The sequence below is a fragment of the Natronosalvus vescus genome, assembly GCF_023973145.1.
GTDB classification, from domain to species: domain Archaea; phylum Halobacteriota; class Halobacteria; order Halobacteriales; family Natrialbaceae; genus Natronosalvus; species Natronosalvus vescus.
In genome coordinates, this window is record NZ_CP099546.1 from 1,246,689 (window position 1) to 1,267,568 (window position 20,880).

General features: G+C 63.5%; 25 protein-coding genes. 11 read left to right on the forward strand and 14 right to left on the reverse strand.

What is annotated here, in order from left to right:
- Together NGM68_RS06005 and NGM68_RS06010 are read right to left on the reverse strand one after the other, a co-directional pair.
- Complete coding sequence (locus NGM68_RS06005; protein WP_252700734.1) at nucleotides 1-885, reverse strand: DUF3267 domain-containing protein; 885 nt, start codon at nucleotides 883-885, stop codon at nucleotides 1-3.
- 78 nt (nucleotides 886-963) lie between these two features.
- A complete protein-coding gene (locus tag NGM68_RS06010) occupies nucleotides 964-1,575 on the reverse strand; it encodes a cupredoxin domain-containing protein (RefSeq protein ID WP_252700735.1) in 612 nt (203 codons plus the stop codon).
- 153 nt (nucleotides 1,576-1,728) lie between these two features.
- On the opposite strand from NGM68_RS06010, the gene NGM68_RS06015 reads away from it, so the two are divergent.
- Both NGM68_RS06015 and NGM68_RS06020 read left to right on the forward strand, forming a co-directional pair.
- Nucleotides 1,729-2,043 (forward strand): DUF7111 family protein, encoded by a 315-nt coding sequence (locus NGM68_RS06015; protein WP_252700736.1) that lies wholly within the window; start codon nucleotides 1,729-1,731, stop codon nucleotides 2,041-2,043.
- Between the two features lie 88 nt (nucleotides 2,044-2,131).
- Nucleotides 2,132-2,803, forward strand: a complete 672-nt coding sequence (locus tag NGM68_RS06020) for an HAD family hydrolase (protein ID WP_252700737.1) — start codon at nucleotides 2,132-2,134, stop codon at nucleotides 2,801-2,803.
- Between the two features lie 30 nt (nucleotides 2,804-2,833).
- On the opposite strand, the gene NGM68_RS06025 is transcribed toward NGM68_RS06020, so the two are convergent.
- The 5 genes from NGM68_RS06025 to NGM68_RS06045 form a co-directional block, all read right to left on the reverse strand.
- The gene (locus NGM68_RS06025) at nucleotides 2,834-3,088 is read right to left on the reverse strand and encodes a hypothetical protein (RefSeq protein WP_252700738.1); all 255 of its coding nucleotides are present in this window, start codon (nucleotides 3,086-3,088) and stop codon (nucleotides 2,834-2,836) included.
- A gap of 65 nt (nucleotides 3,089-3,153) precedes the next feature.
- Nucleotides 3,154-4,086 carry an alpha/beta fold hydrolase gene (locus NGM68_RS06030; protein WP_252700739.1) on the reverse strand — a complete coding sequence of 311 codons (933 nt, stop codon included), beginning with the start codon at nucleotides 4,084-4,086 and terminating at the stop codon, nucleotides 3,154-3,156.
- Nucleotides 4,087-4,299: 213 nt separating this feature from the next.
- Nucleotides 4,300-4,875: a fasciclin domain-containing protein gene (locus tag NGM68_RS06035; RefSeq protein WP_252700740.1), complete on the reverse strand. Its 576-nt coding sequence runs from the start codon at nucleotides 4,873-4,875 to the stop codon at nucleotides 4,300-4,302.
- 131 nt (nucleotides 4,876-5,006) lie between these two features.
- A complete protein-coding gene (gene meaB, locus NGM68_RS06040; protein ID WP_252700741.1) occupies nucleotides 5,007-6,092 on the reverse strand; it encodes a methylmalonyl Co-A mutase-associated GTPase MeaB in 1,086 nt (361 codons plus the stop codon).
- On the reverse strand, nucleotides 6,089-6,502 hold the full coding sequence (locus tag NGM68_RS06045) for a cobalamin B12-binding domain-containing protein (RefSeq protein ID WP_252700742.1): 414 nt from the start codon (nucleotides 6,500-6,502) through the stop codon (nucleotides 6,089-6,091). Before NGM68_RS06045 ends, meaB begins: the two co-directional genes overlap by 4 nt.
- A 127-nt stretch (nucleotides 6,503-6,629) precedes the next feature.
- Here NGM68_RS06045 and NGM68_RS06050 point away from each other — a divergent pair, with 127 nt between their 5' ends.
- Nucleotides 6,630-7,064: an acyl-CoA thioesterase gene (locus NGM68_RS06050; protein ID WP_252700743.1), complete on the forward strand. Its 435-nt coding sequence runs from the start codon at nucleotides 6,630-6,632 to the stop codon at nucleotides 7,062-7,064.
- Between the two features lie 56 nt (nucleotides 7,065-7,120).
- Here the strand turns inward: NGM68_RS06050 and NGM68_RS06055 are convergent, their stop codons facing one another.
- The 4 genes from NGM68_RS06055 to NGM68_RS06070 all read right to left on the reverse strand — a co-directional run bounded on the left by NGM68_RS06055 (nucleotide 7,121) and on the right by NGM68_RS06070 (nucleotide 10,189).
- Entirely contained in the window at nucleotides 7,121-7,801 is a 681-nt protein-coding gene (locus NGM68_RS06055; protein WP_252700744.1) for a class I SAM-dependent methyltransferase, read from the reverse strand.
- Nucleotides 7,802-7,811: 10 nt separating this feature from the next.
- On the reverse strand, nucleotides 7,812-8,711 hold the full coding sequence (locus tag NGM68_RS06060) for a thiamine-phosphate synthase family protein (protein WP_252700745.1): 900 nt from the start codon (nucleotides 8,709-8,711) through the stop codon (nucleotides 7,812-7,814).
- A gap of 128 nt (nucleotides 8,712-8,839) precedes the next feature.
- Nucleotides 8,840-9,445: a dCTP deaminase gene (gene dcd / locus NGM68_RS06065; RefSeq protein WP_252700746.1), complete on the reverse strand. Its 606-nt coding sequence runs from the start codon at nucleotides 9,443-9,445 to the stop codon at nucleotides 8,840-8,842.
- A gap of 93 nt (nucleotides 9,446-9,538) precedes the next feature.
- Nucleotides 9,539-10,189, reverse strand: coding sequence for a DsbA family protein (locus tag NGM68_RS06070; protein WP_252700747.1), 651 nt, complete (start codon nucleotides 10,187-10,189; stop codon nucleotides 9,539-9,541).
- A gap of 130 nt (nucleotides 10,190-10,319) precedes the next feature.
- Here NGM68_RS06070 and pth2 point away from each other — a divergent pair, with 130 nt between their 5' ends.
- Nucleotides 10,320-10,658: a peptidyl-tRNA hydrolase Pth2 gene (gene pth2, locus NGM68_RS06075; RefSeq protein WP_252700748.1), complete on the forward strand. Its 339-nt coding sequence runs from the start codon at nucleotides 10,320-10,322 to the stop codon at nucleotides 10,656-10,658.
- A 126-nt stretch (nucleotides 10,659-10,784) separates the two neighbouring features.
- Entirely contained in the window at nucleotides 10,785-11,426 is a 642-nt protein-coding gene (locus NGM68_RS06080) for an alpha/beta hydrolase (protein ID WP_252700749.1), read from the forward strand.
- A gap of 22 nt (nucleotides 11,427-11,448) precedes the next feature.
- Here NGM68_RS06080 and NGM68_RS06085 read toward each other — a convergent pair whose 3' ends face one another.
- Nucleotides 11,449-12,918, reverse strand: a complete 1,470-nt coding sequence (locus NGM68_RS06085; protein WP_252700750.1) for a flippase — start codon at nucleotides 12,916-12,918, stop codon at nucleotides 11,449-11,451.
- A gap of 567 nt (nucleotides 12,919-13,485) precedes the next feature.
- Nucleotides 13,486-14,244: a GNAT family N-acetyltransferase gene (locus tag NGM68_RS06090; RefSeq protein WP_252700751.1), complete on the reverse strand. Its 759-nt coding sequence runs from the start codon at nucleotides 14,242-14,244 to the stop codon at nucleotides 13,486-13,488.
- Nucleotides 14,245-14,455: 211 nt separating this feature from the next.
- On the opposite strand from NGM68_RS06090, the gene NGM68_RS06095 reads away from it, so the two are divergent.
- From NGM68_RS06095 to NGM68_RS06120, 6 genes are all read left to right on the forward strand, one after another.
- Nucleotides 14,456-15,538 carry a succinylglutamate desuccinylase/aspartoacylase family protein gene (locus NGM68_RS06095; RefSeq protein WP_252700752.1) on the forward strand — a complete coding sequence of 361 codons (1,083 nt, stop codon included), beginning with the start codon at nucleotides 14,456-14,458 and terminating at the stop codon, nucleotides 15,536-15,538.
- A 196-nt stretch (nucleotides 15,539-15,734) separates the two neighbouring features.
- Entirely contained in the window at nucleotides 15,735-16,130 is a 396-nt protein-coding gene (sdhC, locus tag NGM68_RS06100; RefSeq protein ID WP_252700753.1) for a succinate dehydrogenase, cytochrome b556 subunit, read from the forward strand.
- Nucleotides 16,130-16,495, forward strand: a complete 366-nt coding sequence (locus NGM68_RS06105) for a succinate dehydrogenase/fumarate reductase transmembrane subunit (protein ID WP_252700754.1) — start codon at nucleotides 16,130-16,132, stop codon at nucleotides 16,493-16,495. The genes sdhC and NGM68_RS06105 overlap by 1 nt, the downstream gene beginning before the upstream one ends.
- A 1-nt stretch (nucleotide 16,496) precedes the next feature.
- Complete coding sequence (locus tag NGM68_RS06110; protein ID WP_252700755.1) at nucleotides 16,497-17,393, forward strand: succinate dehydrogenase/fumarate reductase iron-sulfur subunit; 897 nt, start codon at nucleotides 16,497-16,499, stop codon at nucleotides 17,391-17,393.
- Nucleotides 17,394-17,395: 2 nt separating this feature from the next.
- Nucleotides 17,396-19,246 (forward strand): FAD-binding protein, encoded by a 1,851-nt coding sequence (locus tag NGM68_RS06115; protein WP_252700756.1) that lies wholly within the window; start codon nucleotides 17,396-17,398, stop codon nucleotides 19,244-19,246.
- A gap of 302 nt (nucleotides 19,247-19,548) precedes the next feature.
- Nucleotides 19,549-19,749: a hypothetical protein gene (locus tag NGM68_RS06120; protein ID WP_252700757.1), complete on the forward strand. Its 201-nt coding sequence runs from the start codon at nucleotides 19,549-19,551 to the stop codon at nucleotides 19,747-19,749.
- A 48-nt stretch (nucleotides 19,750-19,797) separates the two neighbouring features.
- On the opposite strand, the gene nth is transcribed toward NGM68_RS06120, so the two are convergent.
- Entirely contained in the window at nucleotides 19,798-20,481 is a 684-nt protein-coding gene (nth, locus tag NGM68_RS06125; protein WP_252700758.1) for an endonuclease III, read from the reverse strand.
- Nucleotides 20,482-20,880: the final 399 nt, after the last annotated feature.

The following is a 20,880-nucleotide window of genomic DNA, read 5'->3' on the forward strand; positions in this document are numbered from 1 at the left end:
TCACCCTTCTACAGTCGTCAACGCGGCCCACAGCATTCCTCCAGTGACAGAAAGCGCCGCGATGAGTCCTTCGCCCACTTCGATCACTGCTCCCTCGCCAGGGAGCAGTTCGTGACGAAAGAGCAGCCAGCCGTCGGAGGTACCCAGCACGACCGCGCCGGTGTCGAACCCGAGCGAGAGAAACACCAGCGCAACGAACCCGGCTACGAGGCTGGCGAACGTCCCGACGGCACCGACGACTGCACCGAGCACGACCGCGGGAAGTGGCCCTGTCCGAGTGGGGACGTCGGATCGACCGTACACACCGAGTGCGCCTTCGTCGGCTGGTGGCGGCCCGACGCGAACGGTCGAGGGGTATCGGAGCAACCGAAGCGCCGTCCAGAGGTCGCCGACGGAGCCGGCAGCGTTGGCGGCGACGAAAAAGAGCGGCCAAGTCGCCTCGAGGCCGAGCGCGAGCAGGACGCCGAGGCTCGAGATGACGACGAACGGCGTCACCAGGATGACGAGCATCGTGTTTCGTTCGTAGGTCGCGTCGCTCTCTGCGTAGGCGTACGGGAAGACGAATCGCGCCAGTTGGACGCCGTACCGAGCGTCACCGTTGTATCGGTGCATCGCGACGCCGTGTAACAGTTCGTGGGGCACGGCGACCAATACGAGTGTCCCCACGAGGAGCGCAACGGCCTCGATTGCGTTCGGCAGGGATGACGGGGTGATGACGATCGGCTCGAAGGATTGGCCGAGGAGGAGTCCGTGAAGCCGAACGAACGCGTAACCGAAGCCGAGAAAGGCGACAACGGAGAGCAGCGCCCAGCGGCCGGCGACGGCCCGCGTGGATCGGAGACTCTCGAGGTGCTGATAGCTGGCGTGGTGGTCGGTCGCGGTCACGGCAACAGGTTGGCCTTCGTGACCAGCGAGTTATCGGTGTCGTTTCCGAACCGGTACGCGTTCCCACCCTGCTGTCGCTTACGACTGATCTGGCGCTCGGATCTCGAGGTCGCCGCGTTTGCCCCAACTCGCGTGGATTGCACAGACGTATTCGGCCATCGCGGGACTCGCTTCGATGGTGAGCGACTGGGAGTCGCCCTCGACGTCCATTGGTTCGGTCGCGTAGTCGCCGACGACCGTTTCGTCGTCGTTCCAGACCTCGATATTGTGAGCGTGGCCGTCGGCGTTTCTCCACGTGAGCGTGTACTCCTCGCCCTCGGTGAGGACGAGTGTGGGGTTTTCCTCGTCGGCTATCACCGCTGGTTCCACGCCGGTGAAGCCGGACGAGCGGGCATCGAAGACGAACTCGTCGACGCCCCACGAGTCGGTTTCGTCCTGCTCGTTCGATTCGTTGGTTCCACTGTCATCGGCCCCACTGTCGCTGTCGCTCGATTCCTCATCAGGCGTCTTATTTTCCTCTTCGTTCGCATCAGTGTCGTCTTCGGGGTTCGATTCCGTGTCGGTCTCGTTGCTGGTCGGATCCGCGTCCCGATCAGCGAGACACCCCGACACCAGCCCGACACCGGCGACAACCCCGAGCGCCGACAGGAGTCGTCGGCGCGAGACGTGGTCGAGATCTGTCCGAGTCATCGACCGACACCTCGAGGAACGGGTGAAAAAGTATGGGTTCCGTACTGTCCGTAACGAGTGATTGTCATCGATTTCGACGTGTCCGTTGTCACGCGGGGCGACCGCTCGTGGGGAATCGACAGGTTCCAATCACCCCAACGAGAATCCTTCGACATGACCGAGGAACCTGTGAACGGATCTAACGACGTAACCGACACGGCTCGGAAAGCCGAAGCGAACGGCATCACCGCGACGTACACCGAAACCGATGCTGAACGCCTCCTCGAGTTCGAACGCGAGGGAATCACGGCCGCCATCGCTCAGAATCTCGACGGATACGCCATGCTCAAGGTTCGGACGTCGGAAACGGGCGAGGAACTCGAGCGCTACTACGGATTCGACATGGCGCTCGACCACGTCGGCGAGCGACTCGGCGTCTCGCCACACGACCTGCCGGTTCCCGAAGCGGCCGCGGACATGGGAATGTGAGCGCAACCACTCGAGGGAGGCTCGACCATCGCGGGGTCGTCCCGACGAGGCGAAATCTTCAGGGGGACGACCCTCGAAGTAGCGGTCGATGGCTGCGTACGATGCGGTGTGTTTCGATCTCGACAGTACGCTCTGTGAGCCCTGCCGGGAGCCTGACGAGCGTCTCGAGGCGACGTTCTCCCACGCCGGCGTCGATCCGTTCTGTACGCCCGCCGACCTTCGGATAGCCTCGACATGCGTCCCGACCGCCGAAACCGACCGCGAATTTTTCGAGTGTCTCTTCGAGGCGGCTGCTCGCCAGGCGGATATCGATCCCGCCGTTGCACCCGATCTGGCCAGGTCGCATCTCGAGTTTGCCGATCCCTCCGACGTTCGGTTTCGACCTGGTGCCAAACGCGCCCTTCGTCGGGCGCGGGAGAACGGCCCGGTCGGCCTCATCACCAACGGCGGATGCGAGACACAGACGCAGAAACTCGAGGCGCTCGACCTCCTGGACGCGGTCGACGTGTCCGTGTTCACCGATCCACGGAATGGCGTCCCGCCGAAACCAGATCCGACCCCGTTCGAGCGGGCACTATCCGGCCTCGACACGACGGCGGATGCGGCGATCCACGTCGGCGATTCGCTCCACGCCGACATCGGTGGGGCGAACGCGATGGGGATGGACTCCGCCTGGATCGATCCGGGAATCGAAACGCCCGGGGATCACGAGCCGACCTACGAACTGGCCTCGCTCGAGGAGCTGGACGCGCTGTTGTGACGACGGCCCCTCGGCCGACGGCGTGGTTTTTCACGTGCGCACAGTACCAGCGTAGAGGACGATCACGAATAGCCCGAACAGTGCCGCACCAAGTAGCTGCCTGTCGAGGAGGATCGTTCCGGCGAACATGGCCACGAACACCGCTCCGCCCCAGCGTGCCGGCTGATCGACGTCGTTGGATCTGGCATCGAGTGCGACGGCACCGCCAACGATGGCGTATGCGACGAGCACCACCAACGACGCCAGCCAGACAGTCGGTTCGGCCACGACCTGGAGTGGGTTCATCTCAGTCCTATCGTCCGTCTCTCTCGAAAATTGTATCGGTTCGCCGCTGAACCCGGCGCTTTCGGTCAGGAGTCGGCTCGTGGCAACTCCGCCTCGACGTACTCGAGGAACCGCTCGGGATGTTCGGCGTGGGGCAACTGCGTCGCGTAATCGACCACGACCAGATCCAGGTCGGCCGCGTCGGCGAGTTCGCGCCCGTCGCGCAACGGCACGAGTTTGGCGTCTCGCCCCCAGATCAGGGTGGTCGGTACCTCGAGCGCGGCCAGTTCCGTGGCGAGGTCGATATCGGGATCGAGTGTGCCGGCGACGAAGGAGGCGGGAGCGTACCGCCCACCGGGCTGATGAGCGCTCTTCCAGGCGTACTCGATCGCCTCTCGATCGATCCGGCTTGGATCGTAGTAGCCGTCGCGTTCGTAGAAGTACCGGATGGATGGCTTACTCGCGAGGATGTTGAACAGCGTCGTTCCCAGGATCGGCGTGCGAAGCACTGTTCGCATCCAGGGTCGACGCGCACCGGTGTCGGTGAGCGGGCAGATCAACACCAGTCGTTCCCACTCGCTGTCCCCGGCGGCCTCGACGGCGAACGCACCCGAGAGCGAGGAAGCGATTACGATCGGCTCGTCGGTCGTATCGCGGGTGATGTCCTGGAGGAACTCCGCGTACAGTCCCGGCGAGTAAACGAGCGGCGGCCGATCCGAGCGGCCGAACCCCGGGAGGTCGATGACGGTTACCCGATACGATTCGGCGAGATCTTCGACGATGCGACTAAACTCGTGGCCGCTCGCGCCGGCGTGGATGCTGTGGACGAGCACTACGTCGGGAGCGTCGGGCTCGCCTGAGACGGTATAGGTGACATCCATCCCGCGCCAGCGATACGTTCGTTCGACGCCTGCAAACGGATTGTCGAGCGACCCAGCACGGGTTCTGAGTGCCCGGTTGCCGAGTACGACGCCACCGATCACGCCGACTGTCGCTCCGAGGAGGGTTCGCAATTTCATAGGCGTCCATACGACAGGCGAACCCTTAGCGGTGCGGCTTGTTTTCACGGTCGACCGTCATGGGACGCGATAGAACCGATACCCGTTGATGTCCTCACCTGAGCCGGTCTCGTAGCCGACGCGGATCTGCGAGGAAGGGATTCACACGGCAAAAAACTGAGTCGCACAGTGGGGCATCCATCTGAGGTACCCATCTGGTGGTTTGCTCGAGCGTTACAACTCGAGGGGGAGGAGGACGCTGTCGATGACGTGGATGATCCCGTTGCTCGCGGAGATGTCGGCATCGACGATAGTGGCGGTGTTCCCGACCGCGGTGATCGCCCCCTCCGCGTTCACCGTGAAACGTGCTCCGTCCAGCAAGGTCTCGATGCGTCGCTCACCACGTGGTGGCACGACGCTGTTCGATGCGCGCCGACCGGTGGTGACGTGGTAGGAGACGACCGCCTCGACGGTTCCCGCTCCGAGGGCCTCGTCTATGTCTGCAAACGACTCCAGCTCAATCGCTTCGAGCAACGCCGTGAAGGCGTCGTCAGTTGGGGCGAACACGGTGTACTGCTCGTCGTTCAGCAAGCCAGCAACCAGTTCGCTGTCCGGGTTGGTTTCCGCGATGTAGTCGACGGCTGCAAGGAGGAGATCGAACCCAGCAGCGTCGGCGATCTCGGCTATTGTCTCCTCCCCGGGTGCCACGCCCTTCCCCGGGCCGTTGGCGGCGCCGACACCGGTGCCGAAGACGGTCGCCACACCGGCGATACCAATTCCTTTGAGTACTATTCGTCTGTTCAGAGTCATGTTACCACGTACTACAGGAGGCCTCGCGAGGGAATCGCCTGGTCTCCTAACCAGTAAGGGGAGTTCTTCGACTGGCGGTCGGAAAAGCGAGCCACGGGCGTCGATCGATCCTCAACCTTGGCACGAACCGGTTACCGCGAGTTCGACGCCGCCTCGAGGTGCTCGAACTCGAGTTCCTCGAGGCAGGTTTCGATCGGGTCGAGGGCGTCGTCGGCAATGGTGTAGGGATCGGTTTCTCCACGGCGAACGGCTTCAGCGAGCGCGTCGACCCCGCCGGCACGCTCGAGTTCGCCCTGCAAGAGGGTGTGAACGTCTTCCCTGAGGAGCGTCCTGATCTCCTCGGCGTAGCGCATCCGCGTTCGGTCGGCGAGCGTGCCGGAGTCCTCGAGGTACTGGCGGTGTCCGCCGAGTTCGTCGATGAGGGATCCGACGCCCTCGCCTTTGGTCGCGACGGTTTCGACGACCGGTGGCCGCCACGCCGACTCGGTTTTGTCGGTGTCTATGTCGTCATCATCGGCTATCGCGCCAGCCCCGTGGTGGCCGGCACCGGCGCTCGCGAACCCGCTTCCCTCGCCGAGGTCGATCATCTCGAGGAGTTCCTGCACCGTCCGGTCGGCACCCGAGCGATCGGCCTTGTTAACGACGAAGACGTCGGCGATCTCGAGGATTCCTGCTTTGAGCGTCTGGACGGAGTCGCCCGACCCGGGCGGGACGAGAACGGCGACCGTGTCGGCGGTTCGAACGATGTCGATCTCGTTCTGGCCTGCTCCGACGGTCTCGATGATGATCTTGTCCTTGCCGAACGCGTCCATGGCCTTGACGGCGTCTGCGGTCGCCGTCGAGAGCCCGCCGAGGGTGCCACGGGCGCTCATCGATCGAACGAATACGTCCATGTCGCCGACGGTGGATGCCATTCGGATACGATCCCCGAGGACGGCCCCGCCGGTAAAGGGCGAGGAGGGGTCGATGGCGATGATGCCGACAGTTTCACCGCGCTCGCGGTAGGTCTCAGCGAGTTTATCGACGAGCGTCGACTTGCCGGCACCCGGACTGCCGGTGATGCCGATGACCGATGCGTTCCCCGTGTGGGCGTACAGCTCGGAGACGAGGTCGCGATAACCTGGCGCGCGGTTCTCGATCTTCGAGATGACGCGAGCGAGCGCTCGGTGTTCGCCGGCGAGGAGCGACTCGAGGAGTGCATCGTGTTCCGCACTCATCGGTCAGGAGCGTTCTCACGGACGAACTCGATCGTCTCCTCGATAGACGTCCCCGGGCCGAAGACTGCGGCCACGCCCTCGTCCTTGAGGACGGCTTTGTCCTCGTCCGGAATGACGCCGCCGACGAGCACCAGCGTATCGTCTTTAGCATCGTACTCCTCGAGGCCGTCCATGATCTTCGGGACGAGCGTCTTGTGAGCGCCGGAGAGAATCGAGATGCCCAGTACGTCCACGTCCTCCTGTACCGCCGCCTGGACGATCTCTTCGGGGGCTTTGTGCAGTCCCGAGTAGATCACTTCGAATCCTGCGTCGCGGAACGCTCGTGCGATCACGTGTGCGCCGCGGTCGTGACCGTCGAGGCCGACCTTCGCGACGAGACACCTGATCGACTGCCCTTGCTGTTGGCTCATGGCTCACTCTTTCCCGCCGGAGCGTTTGACTCTAACGGAAATTGGTGATCGTCTTCGAACTGTAGTCGGCGTCCACCGGCAGTTTGAATCGATGCGTCCAAACCCCTGGGTAGCGAGCGGGCTACCAATGAGCGAGCCCACGACGGCGTTTCCCACACCCGACGACGCCTTCTCGGTCGACGTACAGGTGCGCTACCAGGATCTCGACACCCTCGAGCACGTCAATAACGCCGTCTACGTCACCTACTTCGAACACGCACGAACGACCTATCTCGAAACGGTCGCCGATCTCGACCTCGAGACGTACTCGTTCGTCGTCGCCGACCTGCAGGTGACGTTCGAACGCCCCATCACCATGGGAGAATCAGTGGTTGCTGCCGTCGAAACCACGGGACTGGGCGACTCGAGCTGGACGATGACGTACGCCGTCTACGCGGACGGCGAACGGGCGGCAACGGGAGAGACGACGCTCGTGAACCTCGACCCGGAAACGAATCGGTCGGCACCAGTTCCCAGTACGATACGCCACCGAATTGCAGAGTACGAGGGGCTCGAGGCGTAACGTTCGGCCGCGGCGTCTCACCGCTCTCGAGCGGATCCGAGCAGCGACCACTATCCTCAGTCGATCCGTCCGCCGGTCAAGCGAACGACGCCGCCGACCGAGGTCTCGTGAGCGACCGCGCTCGAGCGGTCGCGAAGGCGATCGTGCGCCGTTCGAATCCGCCGATCGAGTCGAGCGGTGAGGTCGTCGTCGTACCGGAGCGTCGTCGTCGGCGGTGTCGACAGGACGACGACGGCTCGAAAGAGGACGTTTACCGGCGGCCCGTACCACGCGTCGCTGCGCGCGGCGTTCACGAGGACGAGGTGACCGCCGGGTGCGAGCAGGTCACACCAGTCGTCGACCGCCCCCGCCGGATCGTCGAGCATCCCAACGACGAACGTGGCGAGGATAGCGTCGATCGGGCCGTCTATCGGCGTCGTCGTCGCATCGCCGCGGACGACGTGGACGTTCTCGTGGCCTTCGGTCAACCGGTGCGCCCGTTCGAGGACTGGTGCCGTGAAGTCGATCCCGATGACGGATCCCTCCGGGCCGACCTGTTCGCGTAGAAACGGCAAGTTCGCGCCCGTTCCACAGCCCATTTCGACGACGGTGTCGCCGGGCTCGAGCCGGCAGGCCATCGCGGCCCGCCGTCGGAGGCTGACGATGCCGGGGGTGCGTCTGGCGAGCAGGTCGTACAGGCTTGCCCAGCGCCCGTAGAACGACTGGGCGTCCTCGTCGGCGGTCATCGTCTTCGTCATTGTAATCGTCTCAGAGCAACTCCCGAATCGAGTGCGCGACGGTCTCCGCGTCAGACCCGAGGACGTACGTGATGGGTTCGATCCCCTCACCGCCGGTCTGATAGAGGACGGTCGCCTCCGGCGTGGCTTCGATCGCCGCCCCGACGCTGGCTTCGATGTCGCCCGTTTCGTCGAACTCCGCGAGTTCGTGGCCACGCTCGGACAACTCGGCGAGCAGCGTTGGGTCGTAGGTGATGTTCACGGCCGCAGAGACCTCGCTCCCGTGGCGTCTCGCCGCGAGCAGGACGGTCGCGACGTGTTCGGAGACGCCGAACTCGGGTTCACCCGGCACCGTCGCTCGTCCCTTGACGTCGAATATCCGGCCGGGGACGCCCGCGACGTCGTCGACGTCTGCGGCGTCGGGCACGCAGGCGACGAGGTTCGAGCCGACAGCGGGGATCAGCCGGGCGAAGCCGCTCGCGTTCTCGAGAATGCGCAGTCCCCGCCGAAGCGACGAGCGCACGCGTTCGCTCGAGCGCAGGGCGCTCTCGGGGTCGTGGACACGAAAGCTCGCGTCGTACTCGGACAGTTCCGGGACGGCTTCTTCGTGGAGCGTCGCCAGCAGATCGCCCGGGCTTTCGAGGTCGCGCACGAGCACTTCGATCTCGACTAAGGCCTGGACGGGAGTCATGTCCCCCGCGGCGAGGCCATCGGTGAGCCGTTCGACCAGCGCCTGGACGCGGTCGTCAGCGGCGATCCGGTCGTTCGTCGCGACGTCGCCGTGGGCGTACTTCGAGACCGCGCTCTGGCTGATCCCGAGCACCTGGGCAACGTCGCTCTGGGTCAGCCCCCGCTCGCGGAGTTCACCGGCGAGCAGTGAGCGGATCGTCGGCAGAAACTCCTCGACCACGAGTTCTTCGACGAATTTCATCTACCTGCCACTAGGAAGGCCGTTGAAATAACTGTAGGGATCGGTTCGAGGGGTTCAGCGGATCGTGGATCGACTAATCGAATCCCCACTCGACAGTGGCCACGCTCGAGTGCGGAACTGTTCTCCGTTCACTCCCCGCCGCGCTCGAGTTGGTCGCCGCCGAACTCGTCGTCGCGTTGGATGCGGGAGGCCTGCGGCCCGTCCTGATCCTGGTACTTCGAGCCGCGCTCGCTCCCGTAGGGTCGCTCCGCTGGCGTCTTCAACTCGGTGAACGTGAGCTGTGAAATGCGCATTCCGGGAGTGAGCGCGACCGGTGCCGTCCCGAGGTTCGACAGCTCGAGGGTGATCTGACCGCGATAGCCTGGATCGCACAGGCCCGCCGTGGCGTGGACGACGACCGCGAGTCGACCGAGCGAGGAGCGGCCCTCCACGTGGGCGATCAGATCGGCTGGAATCTCGACGCGCTCGTGGGTCGTCCCCAGGACGAAGTCGCCGGGGTGGAGGATGAAGTCCTGTTCCTCCTCGACGACCGTCTCGGTGACGTACTCGTCGACTTCGTGTTCTTCGTTCGGGTGGATACAGGGGATGTTCGTCCGCTGGAACTCGAGGAAGCGGTTGCCAAGACGGAGGTCGACGCTCGCGGGCTGAATCTGCAGGTCGTAGTCGTCGATCGGATCGACGACGAGGTCGCCCGCCTCGAGTCGGTCGAGAATGTCCGCGTCGGAGAGGATCATGTACGGTGACTCGAGCGGGGGTGCGTAAATAGTTGCGATCCGTGCTGGTCGGCTGGCGTCAGCGATTTCGCCTCGTCACGTGTCACAACGGGTTCAATCGCCGTCGGCGAGTGCCTCGTCGATCGCTGCCACGATCGACGGTACACTCGTCTCGACGCGGTCGCCGTCGACGATGACCCACGGCGTCCCCTCGACGCCTTGCCGTTCGCCGTACGCTCGCTCGGCCTCGAGCCCCTCCTTGTAGGAAATCTCTTCGGCGTCGGTGCGTACCTGCTCTCCGTCGAATCCGAGGTCGGTTGCGACTTCTTCGATGACCTCGTACGAGTACTGCCCGTGGTAGGTGTAGATCTCGTTGGTGAACGCGAAGAACGCGTCGTCGCCTTCGTGCTCGTGTACCGAGCGGGCGGCACTTGCGACGGCCTCCGACCAGGGTTCCTGAACCGGGATCGGGAAATCGCGGTGTTCGTATCGGATCTGTCCCGGTTCGATGTATGCCTCCTCGATATCCGGAAACATCCGCGTCTTGTACTGGGCACAGCCACCGCAACCGAAGTCTTCGAAGACGGTCACCGTCACGTCGGCATCCGGATCGCCGGCGACGGGAATCTCGAGGAGCGCGTCCTCGTCGATGCCGTCGCCATCTCCGTTCCCGTTCCCGCCTGAATCGTCGCCGCCGAGACACCCGGCGAGGCCGAGGGTGGTACCCGCCGTGAGCGCCGCGAAGCGTCGGCGTGTCAAACTCATGGTCTTTCCTATTGGAGCGGAGCGCAAATAGGTGTCGCAGTTGGCAGCGCACTCGGACAGCGACCGTCCCACCGCCGAGGACTCCGATTTGGATCGGCGGGATTTTACCATCCGTGCCCGTGTTCCCGGTATGAAACAAGCGATCGTCGCCCGAACGGACATCGGGATGGGAACCGGAAAACTCGCTGCACAGGTTGCACACGCCTCCCTTTCGGCGTACGAGAAGGCCGACGACCGTTCCCGCAAGCAGTGGAAAAACGGCGGCCAGAAGAAGGTCGTGCTCAAGGGCTCGAGCGAGCGCGAACTCTACGAACTGAGCGAGATTGCCGATCAGGAAGGGCTGCCAAACGCCGTCGTTCGGGACGCCGGTCACACCCAGCTCGAGCCGGGAACGGTGACCACGCTGGCGGTCGGTCCCGCCGATGACGACCTCGTCGATCGGGTGACCGGCGAACTGTCGCTGTTTTAAGTTTTTGACGAACGACTCGCGCGGATCTGCACCTACGCCTCGAGCGGTCTCAGCGTGGCCACCTCGACCCGCGTCTGTCTCGCCGCCTCGCGAATCCCTTTGCGTCTCGAGCGCCTCTCTCCTGATATGAGTACTGACCCCCACCAGAACCAGCCGGTCGAGACGGGAGGCGCCCCGCTCGAGGACGCAGCGGCCGCAGTCGTCCTCGTTCACGGCCGGGGCGCGCGAGCGTCGGGAATGCTCGAACTGGCTGCGGAGATCGACCCCGACGACGTGGCTTACCTCGCTCCACAGGCCGTTCGGGGTACCTGGTACCCGCAGTCGTTTCTCGCACCCATCGACTCGAACGAGCCCTCCCTGTCCTCGGCGCTCGAGTTGCTCGAATCGACGCTCGAGACAGTTCGAGAGGACGTCCCCCTCGAGCGAACGGTGCTCTGTGGCTTCTCACAGGGTGGCTGTCTCGCCAGCGAGTTCGCCGCCCGCAATGCCCGACGGTATGGCGGCGTTGTCGCCTTCTCCGGCGGTCTCATCGGCCCCGAGGGGACGCCCCGGGAGTACGAGGGATCGCTCGAGGGAACGCCGGCGTTTTTCGGCTGCAGCGACCGTGACCCACACATCCCACTCGAGCGCGTCCACGAGTCCGTGGAGGTGTACGAGGAACTCGAGGCCGACGTGACCGAACGGATTTACGAGGGGATGGGCCACACCGTGAATCAGGACGAACTCGATGCGTTCGCGGAGATCGTCGTCGATGCTGCTGAGCGCTGAAGCCGTACAAGAGACGGCGGATTCAGCCCAGCACCGTTCGCACGTCCTGGGGATCGAGCAGGCCACTTGCCAGTGCCAGACCGGCCCACGTCACTACACCGACGAGAATGATCGCCCCGAGCATCACCAGACTGGAGACGAGCGGCGTCACTGCGAGGACGATCACCGCCATCCCGCCGGTGATCACGACGATTTTGCCGATGCTCGAGACGAGGGTCTTGACCCGAAGCGAGAGTTCGACGTGGACGACGTAGAGGTTCACGGCGACGTAGATCGAGTGGGTGATGACCGTCGCAATCGCCGCGCCGACGACGCCGATCGTCGGAATCAGCACGATGTTGAGCCCGAAGTTTGCCATCGCGGTTCCACCCTTGGCGATCGCTCGCTCGCGGGCGCGCCCGAGGTAGTCGAGACTGTCGCTCGTCAGGTTCGTTATCGCCTGCAAGACCACGAACAGGCAGAGCACCTGTAACACGGGGATCGCGCCAGCGTAATCTCCACCGAAGACCAGTGTCACGAACGGCCCGGCGACGATCGCCAGCCCGGCGGCTGCCGGGATGTAGAGCAACAGCGTGTTCGTCAGCGCCGTTTCGTAGAGTGTTCGAGCGCGCTCGAGGTTTCCGCCCGCTTTCTCCTCGCCGAAGTTCGGCGAAATGGTGAAGCCGAGGGACTCGGCGGGGGCGAGAACGAAGTCGACGATCTGTTTCGCGAGGGTGTAGAAGGCGACGGCCGGATTCGTCAGGAATACCCCGACGAGGACGATGTCGATCTGTTTGTCGACGACGTTCGCGCTCCGGGTCGCCGTCAGCGGGACGCTGTACTCGAGCAGCCGTCTGGGGAGTCCTGGTTCGAACGAGGGGGCGCGCTCGTAAGCGCGGTAAAACTGGAGGTAGAGGACGGTGACACCGAAGACGGCTGCGACAGCGTAGCCGACGATGTAGCCGAAGAAGGCCCCGAGCGCGCCGAAGCCCGCGAGCACGAACACGACGGCGAAAACGAGCCGTGCGACGCCGCCGATCGCCTGGACGGCCGCGCTGTACACTAGGTTGTTGAACCCCTGGAAGGCGACCTGGGTGAAGCCGTTGAACGAATTGACGAGGAGGTAGACCGCTCCCGCGGCCAGGAACGGGGCGACCGTCGGGTCGCCGAGCAGAACCGCGATCTGTTCGTAAAAGAGGAGCAACGCGCCCGTGACGAGTGCGATACACACCAGCTTGACCGCGATTGTCAACTCGATCAGGTGCGGGATCTGGCCGGGATCTTTCTCGCGATAGACCGCGAAGTATCGGGCGGCCGACTTCCCGAGGCCGACGTCGGCGAGCAACTGGACGACGCTCAGGATGCCGATCGCCCAGAACAGGGTGCCGTAGCCGTCCGGGTCGAGGAGATACCGGGCCAGCACGATCATCAACGCCGCACTCGAGAGCATGAAGATGGCTCGAGCGACGAGCGTTGCTTTGAATCCGCGAACGATGTGATCGAGTGAACTCATGTGGTGAAACGGAGGCTGGCGGCTGTCGAACCGCCCCGGAGTGGTTCTCGCGCCTGATCGGGTCGTCGCGTCCGATCAGGTCGACCGGTCGGCCGTGGCCGTCGCCACGCCCGAGTGGTGATGAAACCCGTGATGTCGACTCACTCGTGGGGAGAACGGGGACGTGATTTGTAATGTGGCTCGTTCGTGACCGAACGAGCGGACTACAGTCACGGGACTCGACAGGACGAGCGGGATCCTCGGTGGTAGTGGTTTACCGGCGCTCGAGTCGATCAAACGGGTCGGCCTGTGAGGTTGAACCCAATGAGAACGAGGACGTCGATCAACGGGTATTCCCTGTAACCGGATCGTACAGGGGTGTACGGTGGCATTGACCGATTCCTTTCGATGATAGTCGGATTTTCCGACGTACCACGTGAACGGGATTAATTCGTCTAGCAGAGTACCACATGGTCTCGAAGAATAGCGTCGTTCGACGATTCGACAGCCGGTTGCACGAATCGGTTGCGCTTCACCGACCAGCGTCCCGATTCGAGTCGACGTCGAGAACTGGTTCCGAGTCAGCGTTCACAGGTACGAGGCGTCCCAGCGTGTCGCCTTCCGCTTGTTTCCACACTCGTTACAGACGACCCGTCCCATCGAGTCCATCGCCACGTCGGTGGCGTCACAGTTCCCACAGAACCAGCCGTAGCGCTCGTCGGCGTCCGCGTCCTCGTAGACCGTGTAGAACGGTGCCTTCGAACCGCGTGCGGGTTCGCCGTAACTCACGTACAGCGTTCCCCCGGCGGCATCGATCGCCTCGAGCGCGCGCCACGCTTCACTCGACTCGAGCTCGCCTTCGCTCTCGATGTAGACGTTCTCGGTGTGGGTTTCCGAGCCGACCTCGAGGTCGCGAGAGCCGCTCAGTTCGAACCCGTGGGCGACGTAGAACTCGTTGCCGAACTCGTTCCCGGCGAGGACGGCACCCTGGAGCTGTTCTGCGCCGGCGTCGAGCAGCGCGTCCCGCGTGCGCACGAGCAGCCTGACACCGAGCCCGTTACCACGGTGTGCCGGGTCGACGTGGATCCACTGAATACGGCCGATTCCCTGGGTCTCATCGAGCCACTCGCTCTGGGAGAAGCCGATGATCTCGCCGTCGTCCTCGGCGACGAGAACCACCGTCTCGTCGTGCTCGAGTTCGTCCCCGAGGTCGTCGCCGTACCAGTTGTCGACGGCCTCGTCGATGATCTCCTCGTCGAGGAAGTGGGTGTACGACTCGGAGAGCGAGTGGTGTGCGACTGAACGGATCGCCTCACTGTCGTCGGCAGTGGCTTCACGGATCTCCATGCGCCGACCTACCACGGCCTGTTAGAAAACATCTTCCTCGCGTGCCGGATTTCGAAAGCGGTCGGTTGAACGGTGGTCTCGGGTGGGATGTAAGGTGGGGCGACGGGTTCTGAGCGAGGCGCAGGCGGTCGATCGCGAGCGAGACGCAGGTGGACGCCATAGCCGTTCGTCGATGACACGAGTTATACCGGTGCCGGTGTATGGCTCGAGTATGAGCGAGGAGACCGCCATCTCGAGAGACGAGGATGGCGACGAACTCGGCCCCGACGTCTTCACGTACAACGGTGGTCGGGTCGATCCGGGCGAGTCCGCGAACATTCGGTACGGCATCAGCGAAACTTACCTCGGCGATCCGGTTCGGATCCCGGTGACGGTGATCAACGGCGAGCACCCCGGCCCGACGGTGTTCCTGTCGGCGGCCGCCCACGGCGACGAACTCAACGGAATCGAAGTCGTCCGCGAGGTCGCCCACGACTGGGATCACTCGAATCTCCACGGAACCCTGGTCTGCCTCCCTGTGATGAACGTTCCTGGCTTTCTCGCCCAAGAACGATACCTGCCGATCTACGACCGGGATCTGAACCGCTCGTTCCCCGGGCGTGAGGGGTCGACGAGCGCCCAGCGGATGGCCCACCGAATCTTCACCAACTTCATCGAACCCTGTGACCTCGGGATCGACTTTCACACGTCGACGCGTGGCCGAACGAACATGCTCCACGTTCGGGCAAACATGGAGGATCCGACGATCGAACGACTCGCGAACGCGTTCAGTTCGAACGTGATCATCGCGGGTGAAGGCCCGTCCGGCACGCTCCGACGGGAGGCCAGCGACGCCGGCATTCCGACGATCACCGTCGAGATGGGCGAAGCCCACCGGTTTCAACGTCGGCTTATCGACCGTTCGCTCACCGGTGTCGCCAGTGTCCTGGCCGAGTTCGGCCTGCATCCCCACTCTTCGGTTCACTGGCCTGGGTGGCGGGTCAACATCGACGACGCTGGCGAGAAGACGTGGCTCCGGGCCGACGCGGGCGGGATCGTTGACATGAAACACTCGAGCGGTGAGCTGGTTCGGGAGGGTGAGACGATCTGTGCGATCACGAACCCGTTCAAAGAGGAAGACGACATCGTCACCGTCGATGCGCCGTTCACGGGGTTGCTGGTCGGCGTCCTCGAGAACCCGGTCGTCTACCCGGGGAACCCGCTCTGTCACCTGGTTGGTTTGAGCGACCCAATCCTGACCGCCCTCGAGCGCGAACTCGAGCACCAGGATCCGTTCCTCGAGACGCTCGAGTAGTCTTCCGATCACTGGGGTGCCACCGGATACGCCGCTGCCACCGGAAAACGTACACGGTGAAATCGATAGCGAACGTGTTCGCCTCGCTTGGAGAACACGCCTCTCGAGGTGGGCGCAGATCCAAATCGCTGGCGGAAAACCAGGCAGGATAAAAGTAACTTCTATACCCCCACAGTCCAACCCTCCGCATGAGCGTATGAGTCAGTCTTACAATCGTGGCCTTATCGAGGACTTCGGGCGGTGGAAGGAGTTCTCGGCCGGGATGTGGGCGTGGATCTTCCACAAGTTCACCGGGTGGATCCTGATCGGCTACCTGTTTACCCACATCGCGGTGTTGAGTACCGCCATCTCGGGAGAGCAAGCGTACACGAACACCTTGCAGGGACTCGAAGCCCTGTTCGTCGTCCGACTGCTCGAGGTCGGCTTGCTGGCAGTCGCCGTGTTCCACATCCTGAACGGAATCAGGCTACTGATGGTCGACCTGAATATCGGGCTCGAGGCACAGGACAAAACGTTCTACCTCTCGTTGCTCATCACGGGTGCGATTACCGTGGCGAGCGTACCGACGTTCATGACGGAGGTGGGCTTCTAATGGCAGAACGCTACTCCTCGTTCGCCCCCGGCGGAACCGCGTGGCTGCTCCAGCGCATTACGGCCGCGTTCCTGATCATCGTGTTAGCGTTTCACTTCTTCCTCCTGCACTTCGTCACTCACGCCTGGGAGATTACCTTCGATGGCACCGCGGCCCGGATGGAGAACCTCGGCTACTTCATCACGATGATCCTGTTCCTGATCACGGCGACGTTCCACGGCGTCAACGGCGTCTACAACGCGCTGATCAATCAGGGACTCAGCGGCACGCCGAAGAAGATCGTCCTCGCCATCCTCGTCATCGCCGGCGGGGCGTTGATCGCCCAGGGCATCTGGGTCGCACTCGTCTGGCGGGGGGTCATGTAACATGAGCACGCAACAAGAACAACAGACCGAACCCGAGGAACCGGAGACCCAGGAAGCACCTGCCGACCAGGAGATGAGCGGGCTCGCCTCCCCACAACAACAACGCCTCCAGCGAAAGGAGGCCGGCCGCCTCGAGCGCGAGCGCGCCGCGGCCGAAGACGACCTCGAGGAGGAGACGGTTCACCTCAAGGTGTTCCGCTTCGATCCGGAGGTCGAGGCCAAACAGGAGCCACGGTTCGACGACTTTCACGTCCCGTTCGAACGCGGGATGACCGTCCTCGACGCGCTCATCTTCGCACGAGACGAGTTCGACTCGTCATTGACGTTCCGTCACTCCTGTCGGCAGGCGATCTGTGGGTCGGACGCGTTCTTCGTCAACGGGCGTCAGCGCCTCGGCTGTAAGACGCAGATTTCCGAACTCGACCAGCCCGTTCGCGTCGAGCCCCTGCCACACCAGGAGGTCGTGAAGGATCTGGTCGTCGAGATGGAACACTTCTACGACCAGATGCACGCGGTCGAGCCGTACATGCAACAGGAGGATCTCCCCGAGGGCGACCTTGAGGAGATGCGCCAGTCACGGGAGAACCGTGAGAAGATCAAGATGTCTACGCGCTGTATCTGGTGTGGCGCGTGTATGTCCTCGTGTAACATCGCCGCTGGCGACAACCAGTATCTCGGCCCGGCCGCGATCAACAAGGCCTACCGGTTCGCGATGGACGACCGCGAGGACGAGGAGATCAAAGAGCACCGACTGCGCATCATCGAGCAGGAACACGGCGTCTGGCGCTGCCAGACGCAGTTCTCCTGTACCGAGGTGTGTCCGAAGGACATCCCCCTCACCGAGCACATTCAGGAGCTCAAGCGTGAGGCGGTCAAGAAGAACCTGAAATTCTGGTAACCATGTACGAACACGACGTCATCGTGGTCGGCGGCGGCGGAGCCGGCCTCCGCGCCGCGATCGCGGCACACGAAGCGGGAGCGGACGTAGCGATCGTTACGAAACTCCATCCGGTGCGCAGCCACACCGGTGCCGCGGAGGGCGGCATCAACGCCGCTCTCCGCGAGGGCGACGACTGGGAACTCCACGCCTACGACACGATGAAGGGGTCGGACTACCTCGGCGACGCCCCTGCGATCGAGACGCTGGCGAAAGACGCCCCAGAGGACACGATCACCCTCGAGCACTGGGGGATGCCCTTTTCGCGCGAGGAAGATGGGACGGTCTCCCAGCGCCCCTTTGGCGGCCTGTCGTTCCCCCGAACGACGTACGCCGGTGCGGAGACGGGTCATCACCTGCTGCACGTCCTCTACGAACAGGTCGTCAAACGCGGCGTTCAGATCTACGACGAGTGGTTCGTGATGAACCTCGCCGTCACGGACGAACCCGATCCGAACGACCGAACGTGCCACGGCGTCGTCGCCTACGACGTCCAGTCGGGCAAGATCGAGGGGTTCAAGGCCCGAAACGGGGTCATCATCACGACCGGCGGCCCCGGTCAGGCGTTCGATCACACCACCAACGCCGTCTCCTGTACCGGCGACGGCCAGGCGATGGCCTACCGGGCGGGCGTCCCGCTCGAGGACATGGAGTTCGTCCAGTTCCACCCGACGACGCTGCCGAGCACTGGCGTGCTCATTTCGGAAGGTGTCCGCGGCGAGGGTGGCATCCTCTACAACGAGGACGGCGAACGGTTCATGTTCGAACACGGTTACGCGAACAACGCCGGCGAACTCGCGAGCCGTGACGTCGTCTCCCGCGCCGAGTTGACCGAGGTTAACGAGGGCCGCGGGGTCGAAGACGAGTACGTCCACCTCGACATGCGCCACCTGGGTGCCGAACGAATCCTCGACCGGCTCGAGAACATTCTCCACCTCGCGGAGGACTTCGAGGGCGTCGACGGCCTCGTCGAGCCCATGCCGGTCAAACCCGGCCAGCACTACGAGATGGGTGGTATCGAGACCGACGAGAACGGCAAGACGTGTATCGACGGCCTCTACGCCGCCGGCGAGTGTGCCTGCGTCTCTGTCCACGGGGCGAACCGGCTGGGCGGCAACGCACTCCCGGAACTGGTCGTCTTCGGTAAACGCGCGGGCTATCACGCTGCCGGACGAGATCTCGGCGAGGCCGAAATCGAGACCGGCTACACGGCGGGCGTGGAGGAGGAAACGGACGCCGACCTCCCTGTCACGCCCGGTGAGGCTGGGATCGACGCCAGCGAACCGAGCGCGGACGTCGCCACGGACGGCTCCGGACAGATCGTCGACGCGGATGCGCTCCTCGAGCGGGCCGTCGAGGCCGAACGCGAACGCGTCGCCCACCTGATGGGGCGAGACGACGGCGTCAAACACGCCGACATCCGGGCGAAACTCCAGCAGGCGATGACCCAGGACGTCAACGTCTTCCGCGAGGAGGAAGGGCTCAAACGCGCGCTCAGAGCGATCAAGGAGTGTCGCGAGATGTACCAGGACGTCTACGTCGAGGATCCCTCGCGAACGTTCAACACCGACCTGCAGATGACCTACGAGACCCGGAACCTGATCGACGTCGCCGAGACGATCACCCTCGGCGCGCTCGTGCGAAACGAGTTCCGCGGTGCCCACTGGCGTCTCGAGAATCAGGAGCGTGACGACGAAAATTGGCTCAAACACACGCTCATCTCCTGGAACGCCGGCAAGCCGTCGATCTGGTACCGACCGGTCATCCTCGAGGGCGAGGACAAGACTTACGAGCCGAAGATTCGCAGCTACTAACCTCCTCGCTCGAACGGTTTTTCGACCCTTTTTTGGCGGCTATCTGAAGCGTGACTGTCATAGGGAACGCTGGAACATGTACCGCCGTTTGCCCACCACAGGGTCGGCAAACGGAGGTACGTGACCTACAACGATCCCTATCAGTGGTGGTTCGCAGCCTCTTTAGCTATCGGTCACCAGGCCACGTCCATGAACGCGGCCACCTCCGACGTCGAGAATCACTGTGCCGATCCCATCCGTCACCCTCGAGTCAGCACCTCCTCGAACCCCCACGACAATACTCGTCTCCGGGTGGGTCGCTGATGGCGCGACCACGTCGAAGTGCGCTCGATTCCGAGTCGCTGCGCCGGATGAAGGTTGGATTCGTGTTGCTGGTCGGGCTTTCGGGAGGGATGATGGCGCTCCAGGGCGGAGCCTCACTCCTGGTAATCGGGCTGGCGACACTCACCGGATTGGTCGCTGGTGGGGCGCTTCTGTGGTATCTGACGTGGGTGGCTCGGTAAGGGATGACTCTCGAGGACGGTCGTCCCTCCCTTCAGAATGATCGCCGCTCACCAGGGGTCGCCAGAAGCGAGGTCGATCTCGCTGTCTCCTTTCTCCGACGGACAGATGTCGGCGAGTACGCAGGCCTCACAGTCGGCGGATCGAGCCGAACAGACCGCCCGCCCGTGGTCGATACAGAGGTGGGTGAACTGCTGCCAGGACTCCTCGGGGACGATCTCGAGGAGATCCTGTTCGATCTTTTCGGGGGTGTGCTCGTCAGTCAGGCCCAGACGGCGCGACAGTCGCTGGACGTGCGTGTCGACGACGATTCCCTCGACGATGTCGTGGCCGTGCTGGAGGACGACGTTGGCCGTCTTTCGCCCAACACCTGGGAGGTCGGTGAGTTCGCTCATCGTGTCCGGAACCTCACTATCGTGCTCCTCGACGATCCTGGCACACGCGTTGCGGATATACTTCGCCTTGTTGTTGAAGTAGGTGATCGAGTTGAGCGCTTCGGCGAGTTCCTCCTGGGGCGCCGCGGCGTAGTCTTCGGGCGTCTCGTAGGTCTCGAAGAGCGCTTTCGTCTCTTTGTTGACCCGTTCGTCGGTACACTGCGCGGAAAGGATCACGGCGATCAGGAGTTCGAGGCGATTCGAGTAGCGGAGCGAGATCGTCGAGTCGGGGTACTCGTGTTCGAGTCGATCGACGACTTCGGCCGCCTGCTGTTCGGGCGTCTCGAGTGGGGTTCCCATTGGGAGTGCGTTTCGAGAGCGACCATTTCAGGAATTCGGTTCGTCCATTCGGCGATTCACCAGTTCAGCGGATCAGTGATTCACCAGCTCAGTTGATCGTCGGTTCGACGGTTCGACGGTTTGGCGGATCGACGGTTTGGCGGTTCCGCGGATCGACGGTTCGCCAGTTTGGCGATTCGATGGATCGGCGGTCGGTAGTTCCGCGGATCGGTCGTACTACAGATCGACCCACCGAATCGAACGCACGCCATTCCGTCTCGAGTTAGCACGTGGCATTCTGTCAACCTCGTTTCCTTATTTCGGGTGTTTGGATACAATTATTACCGTCAATGTGGAGGGTTCGGAAAACGCTCCAGGAAAGCGGACGGGAACCGCGCCCGGCCTGGACGTAGCCGAGGG